The sequence below is a fragment of the Pseudarthrobacter linnaei genome, from assembly GCF_055412825.1.
On sequence record NZ_JBVAYX010000001.1, the window covers coordinates 24,691 to 37,223 of the forward strand.

Annotated in this window: 9 protein-coding genes; 5 read left to right on the forward strand and 4 right to left on the reverse strand. The window is 65.0% G+C overall.

Annotation, left to right across the window (positions count from 1 at the left end):
- Nucleotides 1–169: 169 nt before the first annotated feature.
- Nucleotides 170–2,521, reverse strand: coding sequence for an FdhF/YdeP family oxidoreductase (locus ACZYZ3_RS00125; protein WP_463961852.1), 2,352 nt, complete (start codon nt 2,519–2,521; stop codon nt 170–172).
- A 213-nt stretch (nt 2,522–2,734) separates the two neighbouring features.
- On the opposite strand from ACZYZ3_RS00125, the gene ACZYZ3_RS00130 reads away from it, so the two are divergent.
- The 3 genes from ACZYZ3_RS00130 (at nt 2,735) to ACZYZ3_RS00140 (ending at nt 6,196) form a co-directional block, all read left to right on the forward strand.
- Complete coding sequence (locus ACZYZ3_RS00130) at nt 2,735–3,580, forward strand: dienelactone hydrolase family protein (RefSeq protein WP_463961853.1); 846 nt, start codon at nt 2,735–2,737, stop codon at nt 3,578–3,580.
- A gap of 470 nt (nt 3,581–4,050) precedes the next feature.
- Nucleotides 4,051–5,070 (forward strand): polysaccharide biosynthesis protein, encoded by a 1,020-nt coding sequence (locus ACZYZ3_RS00135; RefSeq protein ID WP_463962161.1) that lies wholly within the window; start codon nt 4,051–4,053, stop codon nt 5,068–5,070.
- A complete protein-coding gene (locus ACZYZ3_RS00140; RefSeq protein WP_463961854.1) occupies nt 5,009–6,196 on the forward strand; it encodes a glycosyltransferase family 2 protein in 1,188 nt (395 codons plus the stop codon). Before ACZYZ3_RS00135 ends, ACZYZ3_RS00140 begins: the two co-directional genes overlap by 62 nt.
- A gap of 364 nt (nt 6,197–6,560) precedes the next feature.
- Here the strand turns inward: ACZYZ3_RS00140 and ACZYZ3_RS00145 are convergent, their stop codons facing one another.
- The gene (locus ACZYZ3_RS00145; protein ID WP_463962162.1) at nt 6,561–8,333 is read right to left on the reverse strand and encodes a long-chain-fatty-acid--CoA ligase; all 1,773 of its coding nucleotides are present in this window, start codon (nt 8,331–8,333) and stop codon (nt 6,561–6,563) included.
- A gap of 314 nt (nt 8,334–8,647) precedes the next feature.
- Between ACZYZ3_RS00145 and ACZYZ3_RS00150 the strand changes: the two genes are divergently transcribed.
- Both ACZYZ3_RS00150 and ACZYZ3_RS00155 read left to right on the forward strand, forming a co-directional pair.
- On the forward strand, nt 8,648–10,030 hold the full coding sequence (locus tag ACZYZ3_RS00150; RefSeq protein ID WP_463961855.1) for an MBL fold metallo-hydrolase RNA specificity domain-containing protein: 1,383 nt from the start codon (nt 8,648–8,650) through the stop codon (nt 10,028–10,030).
- The gene (locus tag ACZYZ3_RS00155; RefSeq protein WP_463961856.1) at nt 10,027–11,340 is read left to right on the forward strand and encodes an erythromycin esterase family protein; all 1,314 of its coding nucleotides are present in this window, start codon (nt 10,027–10,029) and stop codon (nt 11,338–11,340) included. The genes ACZYZ3_RS00150 and ACZYZ3_RS00155 overlap by 4 nt, the downstream gene beginning before the upstream one ends.
- Here the strand turns inward: ACZYZ3_RS00155 and ACZYZ3_RS00160 are convergent.
- Both ACZYZ3_RS00160 and ACZYZ3_RS00165 read right to left on the reverse strand, forming a co-directional pair.
- Complete coding sequence (locus ACZYZ3_RS00160; RefSeq protein ID WP_463961857.1) at nt 11,337–11,465, reverse strand: hypothetical protein; 129 nt, start codon at nt 11,463–11,465, stop codon at nt 11,337–11,339. The genes ACZYZ3_RS00155 and ACZYZ3_RS00160 overlap by 4 nt on opposite strands.
- Before the next feature lie 11 nt (nt 11,466–11,476).
- A complete protein-coding gene (locus tag ACZYZ3_RS00165; RefSeq protein WP_463961858.1) occupies nt 11,477–12,523 on the reverse strand; it encodes a hypothetical protein in 1,047 nt (348 codons plus the stop codon).
- Nucleotides 12,524–12,533: the final 10 nt, after the last annotated feature.

The window sequence follows — 12,533 nt, forward strand, 5'->3', positions numbered from 1 at the left end:
TGGAGGACCTGGCAGCCACCGCGGGATATGCCCTCCCTGGGCGCCCGCGGATGGACATATTGGCATGACGTCCAGTGGCCGCCGCCAAAGTGGGGCATGTCCCCGTGGAGCTCGCACGTGGAGCTAGCCTGTGCTCGTGTCCCGCGGAACGTTCCCGCGGGGTGGCGCACTACTGCGTGCTGGCCGCGCCGGATGCCACTGTGGTCGAACCGTCCGGGGTCTGGTCCTCGCTGGGTTCGAGCCGCACGATCACAGCCTTTGACACCGGGGTGTTGCTGCCTTCAGCCGTATGGTTCAGCGGCACCAGCACGTTGGCTTCCGGATAGTACGCCGCCGCGCAGCCGCGGGCGGTCGGGTAGGAGACCACCCGGAACTTGCGGACCATACGCTCCACGCCATCTTGGTACTCGCCCCGGATATCAACGAACATTCCGTCCGCCAGGCCCAGTTCGGCGATGTCGTCCGGGTTCACGAACACCACGAGGCGCCCCTTCTTGATGCCCCGGTAGCGGTCGTTATGGCCGTAGATGGTGGTGTTGAACTGGTCGTGGGAGCGCATGCTCTGAAGGATCAGGGTGCCCGCAGGCTTCTCCACGTGCTCCAGGTCGTTGACGGTCAGCACTGCCTTGCCGGTCGGGGTGGGGAAGGTGCGGGAATCCCGCGGACCGTTCGCCAGGATGAAGCCGCCCTCCTGCCGGATGCGTTCGTTGTAGTTCTCGCAGCCGCCGACGACCCGCGAGATGTGATCCCGGATCAGGTCGTAGTTCTTTTCGAAACCGTCCCAGTCGGCCTTGACTTTGTCTCCGACCAGCGCCTTGCCGAGCCGGCTGACAATCGCCGGTTCGGAGAGCAGGTGGTGCGAGACCGGTTCAACTTTGCCCCAAGAGGGGTGCACGGCGCAGACCGTGTCCTCCACGGACACGAACTGCGGGCCGGACTCCTGGATGTCGATTTCGCTCCGGCCCATAGTGGGCAGGATCAGGGCTTCGGCGCCGGTCACGGTATGGGACCGGTTGAGTTTCGTGGAAATCTGTACGGACAGTTCGGTGTTCTGCATGGCCGCTTCGGTGGCGTTGGTGTCGGAAATGGCGCCGACGAAGTTCCCGCCGAGCGCTATGAACGCCTTGATGCCGCCGTCGCGCATCTTGTTGATGGTTTCCACCGCGTCCACGCCGTGGTCGCGGGGCGGCGCGAAGCCGAACTCCTCGCCGAGGGAGTCCAGGAAGGACTGCGGCATCTGCTCCCAGATCCCCATGGTGCGGTCGCCCTGGACGTTGCTGTGGCCGCGGATGGGCGAGGCGCCGGCGCCGGGCTTGCCGATGTTCCCGCGCAGCAGGAGCAGGTTGATGATCTCCTTGATGGTGGCCACGCCCTTCTTCTGCTGCGTGATGCCCATGGCCCAGGTGATGATGACTTTCTCGGCCTTCAAGTAACGCGCGGCGAGTTCATCGATTTCCTCGGTGCGCAGGCTGGTCGCCAGCAGGACCGCGTCCTCGTCCAGCAGGCTGAGGTGTTCCTTGAGCTCGTCCAGCCCCTCGCAGTGCTCGGCGAGGAACGCGTGGTCCAGGACGGTGCCCGGGTTCCGTGACTCGGCGTCGAACACACGTTTGGAGATGGCCTGCAGCAGCGCCATGTCGCCGCCGATGCGGATGTGCAGGAACTGGTCCGCTATCTCCGTCCCGCGGCCGATGATGCCCTTGACCTTCTGCGGGTTCTTGTACCGGCGCAGGCCGGCCTCCGGCAGGGGATTGACGGCGACGATCTCGCCGCCGTTTTCCTTGCAAGCCTCCAGCTCGGTCAACATCCGCGGGTGGTTGGTGCCGGGGTTCTGGCCCATAACGATGATTAGGTCAGCCTTGGCAAAATCGTCAAAGCTGACGGTGGCCTTGCCGATGCCGATGGTCTGGCCCATGGCCCAGCCCGAGGACTCGTGGCACATATTGGAACAGTCCGGCAGGTTGTTGGTGCCGTAGCCGCGGACCACCAGCTGGTAGAGGAAGGCAGCCTCGTTGGAGGTGCGTCCACTGGTGTAGAAGGCTGCTTCGTCCGGTGAGTCCAGGCCCTTGAGTTTGTCCGCGATGATGCGGATCGCCTCCGGCCAGCTGACCGGCTTGTAGTGGTCCTCCCCGGCCGGCTTGTGGACCGGCTCGGTGAGCCGGCCCTGCATCCCCAGCCAGTACTCGGAATGCGTCCGCAGTTCACTGACGGAATGTTCCGCCCAGAACTCCCGGCCAATGACCACCGGCGTCGCTTCCCAGGTGACCGCCTTCGCGCCGTTCTCACAGAACTCAAAAGCCTTGCGGTGGTTCGGGTCCGGCCACGCGCAGCTGGGGCAGTCGAAACCGTCCTTCTGGTTCATCGCCAGCACCGTCTTGCGGGTGCGGTTCAGGCCCATGTGTTCGATCGCCGGCTTCATGGAGTGCAGCACCCCGGGGATGCCGGCGGCCCAGTCCTTTGGACCGTCGCCGACCACGATGTCCTTTTCGTCGTTTTCCTCGACCTGGGGATTCTTGCGGGTCACGTGAACTTCCCTTCTGCAACCACCGCCTGCTCAGGCCGTGGGTCTCTAGTATTAAGCACCCTACCTTTTGGCCTGTTACAGGCCTATCAGCTGATTCGGAGCGCCGCAAGGGATCTGCCGTCGACGGCGGCGCCACCGGTTCCGCAGCATGTCCGGTACGCGGGCGGCTGAAGTGTCTCCAGCAGTGCCGCCCGGAACCGAGGGGAGCCGTCCATGCCGGAGCACCGGGAACCGTCCGAGCACCGGGAGCCACCGGAGCAAGGGGAAGCGCTGGGGGGCTTCACCGAGTCGACCTTCAGCCACGGCGGCATCCGCCACCAGGTCTTTCGGGCCGGGGCGGGCACGGCCGTGATCCTGATCCACGAGGTTCCCGGGATCCACCCGGGCGTGCTGGACCTCGGCCGCCGGCTGATCGAGCGGGGCTTCACCGTCTACCTCCCCTCAATGTTCGGGCGGCCCGGCGGAAAGGCGGGCGAGGGAATCGTGAAGTCCATCGCGAAGGTCTGCATTTCCCGCGAATTCGCCGTGCTGGCGAACCGCAGCAGCCCGGCCACGAGTTGGCTGCGCGCCCTCGCCGTCCAGGCGCACCGGGAGTGCGGCGGTCCCGGCGTCGGGGCGATCGGCATGTGCATGACGGGGAGCTTCGCCCTCGCGATGGCGATGGAACCCGCAGTCCTGGCGCCGGTCATGAGTCAGCCCGCGCTGCCGGCGGGTCTGACCGCGCGGAGGCGTGCCGCGCTCGGGCTGGATGGGGAGGAACTGGCGCGCGTGAAGGCGCGGACCAGCCAGGGACTCCGGGTGCTCGGTCTGCGGTTCAGTAACGACCGGGGGTGCCCGGCGGAGCGCTTCGCCACCCTGCGGCGGGAGTTCGGTGAGAGCTTCGAAGGCATTGAGGTCGATTCGTCGCCGGGCAACCCGTTCGGCATCGCATCATCCGCGCACTGCGTCCTGACGGTGGACCTGGTGGACACCCCGGGACACCCGACGAAAGCGGCGCTGGAACGGACCATCGAGTTTATCGAAGAGCGCCTGCGGCCGGACATCACTACGGCCAGTTAATAGCTGGGCGCTGGAGGGCGTCGCAAATGGGGGCTTGGCTCTGAAGGGCGTCGCAATTACATCTACATGTCTGGGATGACTTCTTCGCCGCTACCAATTTTCCAAGTAGTCGCAATTACTTTTCGAGTAGCCAATCGATCTTCACAGAGGCGATGCGGGTACAGACTACTCGTGTACTGGTGACTCTGAACCTGTTTGCTTGGATAGGAAGGTCTCAGAACAAAGAATTTGCAGCGGAAATAGTGGATTGTCCATTGATTACGCCGTTGATTGCTCCGTTCTCCCGAGAAGTTACGTGGCATTTTGAGACCCGCCTGCATTTAACCGGATTTGTCATGAGCTGGATAAGCATCTGATTATATTGGGGGTCAGCGATGGTTCAAAGAGTGTGTGCGGAAAGACTTCTTGGCCGGGAAGCCATCCATGTCTACGGACAGAGTGCCAAAGCGCTCATCGAAGACAAAACTATCCTGGTAACAGGGGCCGGTGGGTCAATCGGTTCTGAACTTGCGCGGCAGATCCGACTCCTGCGGGCGAAGCAGATCTACTACGTGGACAATGACGAATTTGCCCTCTACAACCTCCAGATGGGGGAGGAGGGTGTGGCGCTGCTTGACGACGAAACCTATCGTCTTGCTGATGTCAGGGACGAACAATTGATGCGGCGCCTCATGCAGGAAGTGAAGCCCGACATAGTCTTCCACGCTGCGGCCCACAAGCATCTTCCACTCCTGGAACGTGCTCCCGAAGCTGCAGTCAAGACCAACGTCTTCGGCACGGAGGCCGTGATTGTCGCCGCAATCGCGGCGAATGTGGACCGTGTGGTCAACATCAGTACTGACAAGGCTGCTAATCCGACGTCCGCGCTCGGCTGGTCCAAGAGACTCGCAGAACATGTTGCAGCCAAGTATGCGCGCACGTCTGATACCAAGATCGCCAGCGTCCGTTTCGGTAACGTACTCGGGAGCCGCGGGTCCTTTCTTCCGACTCTCGTCACGCAGATCGAGAACGGGGACTGTATCAGGATTACCGACCCTAACGTTTCACGCTATTTCATGACCATCCCGGAAGCGGCGGGCCTGGTGATTGAAGCGGCGTGTCTTGCGCAACAGGGAGAAACGTATGTCCTTGACATGGGATCGCCAGTTCTTATCGAGTCACTGGTACGGCGCTACGTCGAATTGGCTGGATGCCTTCCTCCGGCCATTCAGTACACCGGGCTTCGTCCTGGCGAGAAGCTTTCGGAAGAACTCTTTGATCAGCGCGAAACATACTATTCGACGGCACACCCGAGGATCCTCAGGGTGGACGTCGGCTACTACCCAATAGAAGAAGCCCTGAATTCACTTCGCCAGCTCGTTAGCCATGGCGCACATCCCGGTCTCGTCCGGACAGCGCTTGAATTCAATGTTGACCGAAAGGCGAATAATGGACTGGATCGGAACCGTACTACCACTTTTGCTGCTGCCCGCACTGGCAGTAACAGTTGATGCGATTGCGGCTGCGCGCAGTAGCCTATTCCGGAATCACGAACTTGAAAAAATTCAAGCGGGGGAATCGTTCGAAGTCCTAGTTCCGATCTATGGGGATACCAAGTATCTGACCAACATCGAATATCTCCGCAAGTATGGGAATTCCGTCATCTTATGCACGACGTCCGGCGAGACTGAGGCTTTTCACGCTTCTCTCCAGCGAATTGCATCCATCAACGGTTTTAGAATATTCGCGAGCGACTATACAGCGCCGCCGTCCAATGGTCTCAGAAGGACCGGAGGGACTATCCGTGATCGTGTGGTCCGTGATGCCCTGGAGTCAGTCGTGACCGCTACCTATGTCGTGTGTATGGATGCGGATACAACGTCGTCGAGACCCCTGCGGGAATTGGTGGACGAACTCTCGCTGAGAGGGGACGACGTTGCATCCGTAGAGTTGGTTCCCCAGGATCAGGGGAATGCGTTGGTCCAACTGCAACGACACGAGTACCGTCTCGCGATGCGTCTTCGGTTTGTCATTCCGTGGCTCCTCAGCGGGGCGTGTCACGTGGGTAGATCGTCTTCGATGCGGAGGATCATGGCGCAACACTCTCTGTTCTTCCAAGGAAATGATGTCGAAACGGGTTTGATCGCCGAACGACTCGGGTACCGGGTGACACACATCCCCTTCTCTGTCCATACGGATGTTCCGTCAACGTGGGGTTCCTGGTGGCGGCAGCGGTTGGCGTGGTCCGGCGGTGAGTTCAGACTGTACGTGATGAATATCCGATTCAGCTTCTGGCATCCCTTTTTCTGGATTTACGGAGCCGTAGTCCTCTTCGCTTTCTTCTTCCTGCGATGGTCGGCTCTCCTGCAACCAGGGTGGTCACTCCTCGTGGCCGGTCTACTCTATTTCGGCATGGTTTACTGCATTCACTGGAGGACCCGGAACTCTTGGTTGCTGTTGATGCCCTTCTATACCCTGCTCACAAGCCTTATCCTGCTTCCCCTCGGTGTCGCCTGGTACCTTGCGATGGCCCTACCGGAAAAGAACTTCGGGCTTATTCGCTTCAGGCGTGGAAGCAGGCAGACCTCGCCGTTGGCCCGGCTGCGCGCCGGAGTCCCTGCCGACACCAGCCTTTGAGGGGCCGGCTGATGCGCCGGCATGGCCCGCCGGAGTCGTGGCCGCGGCGAGGGTCGAAGGTACTCCCGGCGGGCGAAAAGCACCGCGAAGGCCTGGTCGGGCTGGCCCGGGACCGCCGGAGGGCTGCGGCACACTGAAGTCAAGAAACTTGGAGGAATCGCGAACGGGGCACCTGTGCGCGACCTCATGATCGACAACGCCCTGGCCGACGTCCGGTCCGCGGAATCGCCAAGGTCATCGCGGTCTGGGCGCCAAACACCGGCGCACGGAACCCCGCCGCCCCTGGCAGAACGGCAAGGCCGAACCATGTAACCACACCCTCCAGGAAGGCGGGGCCCACAGGAACGCCTATGAGTCCAGCCAGTCAGTGACCTGCGACGAGGGTGTCCCGGATTTCCCGGCGGAGGACCTTGCCGATGAGCGAGCGGGGCAAGGAGTCGAGCACCACCACCCGGCGCGGCACCTTGTAGGCGGTCAGGTGTTTCCGGGCAAAGACCAGGAGCGCGTCGGGATCGATGGTGGTTCCCGGGATGGGCACGACGGCGGCGACCACGTCCTCGCCCCCTCCGGGACGTGGCAACCCGACCACGGAGACTTCCGAAATTCCGGGGAACGTGGCGAGGACGTCCTCCACCTCGCTGGGTGAGACGTTGAATCCACCCGTGATGATCAGCTCCTTGATCCGGTCCCGGATCGTCACGAAGTAGTCGTTGTCCACGGAGACGATGTCGCCGGTGCGGAACCAGCCGCCGTCGAGCAGTGACTCCTCGGTCTCCTCCGGGCGGTTCCAGTAGCCGGAGAACACCTGCGGGCCGCGGATCAGGAGTTCCCCTTCTTCGCCCGGGGCGCGGTCCAGGGCGACGTTCCGGGGATCCACCACCCGGATGTCGGTCAGTGGGAACGGCACCCCGACGGTCCCCGGTTTGCGGCTGGGTCCGAAGGGGTTGCCGATCGCGATCGGGGACGTTTCGGTCAGTCCGTAGCCTTCGATCAGGTAGCCGCCGGTCGCCTTTTCCCAGGTCTCCACGGTCGACGTCGGCAGGTTCATTGCACCGGAAATGGAGAAGCGGATGCTTTCGAGCCCGATGCCGCGTTCCGCCGCCGCGGCGGCGATCCGGTCATAAATGGGCGGCACGGCCGGCAGGAAGGTCGCCGGGGACTTCTTGAGCGCCTTCAGGACCAGGTCGACGTCGAACTTCGGGAACAGTACCAGCTTCGCGCCGATGCTTAGGGCGAACGTCATGCACAGGGTCAGACCGTAGGCGTGGAACATCGGCAGCACCGCGTACACGGTCTCCCGGCCGTCCTTGAGCCCCGGCACCCATGCCCGGCCCTGCGCCGCGTTGGCCTGCAGATTGGCGTGGCTGAGCATGGCGGCCTTCGGCAGTCCCGTGGTGCCGGAGGTGTACTGGAGGACTGCGAGGTCCCGGGCCGCGGGCCGCGGATGTTTCCTCTTGAGTTCTCCGGCGTCGAGAAGCTTCCGCCAGGGAAGCACAGGGCGGGAGGCCGGGGCCGTCCGGCCCCTGGGCTGGTCCTTGCCGACGGAGAGGGCAGCTCGGGCCTTGCGGGCTGCGGGAACCGGAAGCCGCAGCGCCAGGCGCTGCAGCAGCGGCATCGCGGGGATGAGTTCCACCGAGACGATGCTGCGGAGCCCGACGTCGGCCGGCAGCTGGCGGACCCGCTCCACTGCCTTGTCCCAGACGATCGCAACGGCGGCCCCGTGGTCCTCGAACTGGTGGCGCAGTTCCCGGTCCGTGTAGAGGGGATTGTGCTCGACGACGACGGCGCCGAGGCGCAGCACGGCATGGAAGGCCACGATGTGCTGCGGGCAGTTCGGCATTACCAGGGCAACCCGGTCGCCTGCTTTGACACCGAGCTTCTCCAGCCCCGCGGCGGCCAGACTGATCAGCCTGCCGAGTTCGCGGTAGCTGGTGCGGGCGCCGAAGAATTCCAAGGCGGTCTTCGACCCGTAGCGGCGGACCGAGCTGTCCATCAGGTCCACGAGCGAACCCTCGGGGAGCACCAGGTCCGCCGGAACGCCTGGACCGTAGGAAGCGGTCCACGGGCGGTCACGCCAAGGCTGCCCAGGCTGCTGTGTTGTGCCCTTGGGCGCCGTCCGCGTGGATTTCTTCTTCATCATCAGTCCTTGCCGCTGGAATCCGCCGGGTGTTTGCGAGTAAAAGGGCCCGCCGGAAGATCCTACCGGTGCCCGGGCCTGGCTGCGCGGGGTTACCCGCCGGGCCCTGTGCCCGGACCCCGTCCATCGGCGCCCGCCGGGTCCTGTGCGGCACCCCGCACAGCGGCGCGCGTCGCCGCGGCGGCTCGTGACCTTCGGCCCTAGGGGCGGGCCTGGCCCGGGCGGAAGCTTGGTACATCGCCTGCGCGGATCAGCCGTGCCGTTTCGTATCGATGCAGGTCAGTCGAGGCAGGGCATCCGGGATCGGGAGCACCATGAAACACCAGCAGCCCACCCTCCGATTCCTCGGAGCCACCGACACCGTCACCGGTTCCAGGTACCTTCTCGAGGCCGGCGGAAAACGCGTGCTGGTGGACTGCGGCCTTTTCCAGGGCTACAAACGCAGCCGCGAACGGAACCGGACCCCGTTCCCGGTCCCGCCGGCCTCGATCGACGCCGTGGTCCTGACCCATGCGCACCTGGACCATACCGGCTACGTCCCCGCGCTGGTGCGGGACGGGTTTACCGGACCGGTGATCGCCACCGCCGGTACCACGGACCTGTGCAAGCTGCTCCTCCCCGACAGCGGCTACCTGCAGGAGGAGGAAGCCCGGTACGCCACCCACCGCGGATCGTCCACGCACAGTCCGGCCCTTCCGCTCTACACGGCGGCCGACGCGGTGAAGTCCCTCAACAGCTTCCAGACCCAGGATTTCGACGATCCGCTGGACCTCGGCGGGGGCATGGAACTGACGTTGCTGCCGGCCGGGCACATCCTCGGCGCCGCGCAGGTCCACGTCCGCATCGGTTCACGGTCGGTGCACTTCACCGGGGACCTGGGCCGGGCGGACGACCCGCTGATGTACCCGCCCCGGCCGCTCGTCGCGAGCGATGTGCTGGTCACGGAGTCCACCTATGGGAACCGGAAACACTCCACCGTGGACCCTGAACAGCAGCTCGGGGACATCATCAACCGCGTCGCGAAGCGCGGCGGTGTCGTGCTGTTCGCCGCGTTCGCCGTCGGCCGGGCGGAAACCCTGATGCTGCACCTGTCCCGGCTCCGCAGCAAGCACCTGATCCCGGACATCCCGGTGTACCTCAACAGTCCGATGGCCATCGATGCGTCCGGGATGTACCAGCGGCACCCCGAGGAGCACCGGCTGAAGGAGCAGGAATACCTGAATATGTACAAGGTCGCCAAGCTCACCCGCTCGGTCGACGAATCCAAGCTGTTGAATCTCCGCGGCGGCCCGATGATCATCATCTCCGCCAGTGGAATGCTCACCGGCGGAAGAATCCTGCACCATCTCTGCGCGTACGGGCCTGATCCGAAAAACGCGGTGATCCTCAGCGGCTACCAGGCCGGCGGCACGCGGGGCTCCACCCTGGCAGCCGGCGAGCGCGAGCTCCGGATCTATGGTGAGGACATCTTGGTCCGGGCTGAAGTGATCCAGATGGAAAGCCTGTCCGCGCACGCCGACGCGGACGGCATCATCTCGTGGATGCAGGCCGCGGAACGGGAACCCCGGATGACCTACATCACCCACGGCGAACCGGACGCCTCGGATGCCCTGCGCATCAGGATCAAACGAGAGCTCGGCTGGCGTGCGCGGGTCCCAGAACACCTGGAGCAGATACCGATCGAGGAACCGCGATGACTTCCGGCGTCGCCAAATCCTCAGTCCTGGCCGAAATCCACTCACTGGCCCGGCCGCTGAAGACGGACCGGGACCTCAACGGGCTGGTCCGGCGGGCGGCGGACTGCCGGTTCGTCGCGATCGGGGAAGCCTCCCACGGCACGCACGAGTTCTATACCTGGCGTGACACCCTCAGCCGCCGCCTCATCGAAGAAGAGGGCTACAACTGGATCGGGGTGGAGGGGGACTGGCCGGACTGCTGGCGGATCAACCGTTGGGTGCGGGGCGAGACGGGGCAGGAGCAGGGTGTCCATGCCCTGCTCGCCGGCTTCGAACGCTGGCCCACGTGGATGTGGGCGAACGAGGAGGTTGCCGCGTTCCTGGACTGGCTCCGCACCTGGAACCTGAGCCGTCCGATGAGCCGGCGCGTCGGCTTCTACGGACTCGATGTGTACTCGCTCTGGGATTCACTCCGGGAGATCATTGGCTGGCTTCAGGACAACGTGCCCGAGGCCGTCCCCGCAGCCCTGCGTGCCTGGCAGTGTTTCCTGCCCCACAGCGAAGACCCGCACAAGTACGCCTGGAGTACGCGGCTGGTTCCGCAGTCCTGCGAGGCTGACGTCATCGCGCTCCTTACTGAGGTCAGGAGCCGGGTGTCCACCCCTGGCGGGCACGACGAGGCCGCCTTCGGCGCAGTGCAGAATGCCGAAGTGGCCGCCAACGCCGAGCACTACTACCGGATCATGGTCCGCGGCGACCGCCAGTCCTGGAACGTCCGGGACCACCACATGGCCGACACCATCGACCGGCTCAGCAGGCACCTTGGGCCTGACTCGAAGGGCCTCATTTGGGAGCACAACACCCACGTGGGGGATGCCCGGGCCACCGACATGGCCCAGGACGGGCTCGTCAACGTGGGGCAGTTGCTGCGTGAACGGCACGCCGCGGACGGCGTCATGCTGGTGGGCCTGGCCTCCCACCGGGGCGAGGTGATCGCCGCGGACGCGTGGGGCAGCCCGGAACGGATCCTGCCGGTTCCGCCGGCCCGGCGGGGCACCCACGAAGACTTCCTGCACGAGGCCCTGGGTGTGCCGTCGGTCCTGGAGTTCGGTGAGGACAGGTCCGGCCCGTGGCTCTCGACCTGGCTTGGCCACCGGGCGATCGGTGTGGTCTACCACCCCGAGCGGGAGCTCGGGAACTACGTTCCGACCCGGATCGGTGAACGCTACGATGCGCTGATCTGGTTCGAACACACCAACGCACTGCGACCGGTGCACCATGAAAGACCGCCAACGGAATCGGAATTCGAGACGGAACCGACCGGCTTCTAATCCGTTCCCCGCGCCTGGACACCGGGCCGGCGCAGCATGGCGACGGCGGCGAGCAGACCGCTGGGCGCGCCGCTGAGGCAGTACAGCCCGGCGGGGGCCTCCGCATGCCTGCGGGGGTGGTCCATGTTGGCTCCTGTCAGGGAATCGGAGCCTGGGCCGGCGTGCTCCGGGGGCCGGGGTCTGGCGGGTCCGGCTCACGATCAGGCCGGCCATCACGAGGCAGCTGATGGGGGCCTCGGGGGCTTGGGCCAGGGGCCAGGATCCGGACGGCGCTGAGAGTCACAAAGTCGTTCGGCCCCGTTCTGCCCCAGTCAGTCACGTCAGTCTGGCCCTTCGACCCCGGCGGGTGCCACCAGGCCCCCTCGACCGGCCACCGGCCGTCGGGCAACATCTTGCTCCGCAGCACGTCGCAGGCATCCAGCGCACGCGGGTCTCCGCACAGTCCCATCCGGGACAGCAGCAACAGGGCCGGGAGGATGCCGTAGTGCCAGAACTCCGGGTACCGGAGCTTGACCCAGCGCGGGTCGATCGGAAGCCCGGCCGAGGAGGATTTGAAGAGCCGGTGTGCCAGCAACAGCTCCGCCGTCCGTTCCGCGGCGGCCCAAGCCGCAGGGTCACCGCGGGCACTCCAGTACGCGTACAGCCCCTTGGCGGCAGGCAGCGATTCGTGGAACGAGGAGCGGTCTCCGCCTGCGTCGACGTCGCAATTCCAGCCGCCGTCGGGCCACTGCCAGCGGATGAGGTCGTCGGCCAGCCGGGCCACCCGGGGGTCTGTGGCCAGACCCAGCCGGCTGCAGACGTACAGGGCGTTCCCTTCCTGCGATGCGCAGCGGCGGGTGAGTCCGTTGATGATGCGGATCTGGCTCCGGTGCTGGTCGCTGTGCAGCCAGTCCAGTACTGTGCCGGCGGCGTCCAGCAGTGACGGGGCATCCGCTCCCGACACTCCAAGGTCGACCAGGGAGACGAGCCGCCAGTGTGCGCCCGTCCATTTCCGGTACGGGTGGACGCCGAAGCTGCCGTCGGGCCGCTGGCCGGACAGCAGGGAGGCCACGATCCTGCCGTTGATCACGGAGCCACCCGGCCACGGCGTGCCAAGGAATTCCAGATGCGCCGCCCGGCGGACGGCAGGTTCTTCGGATGCCGCCAGCCACGCAACGGCTGCCGGCAACGCGTCCTGGTGCATGGCTCGACGC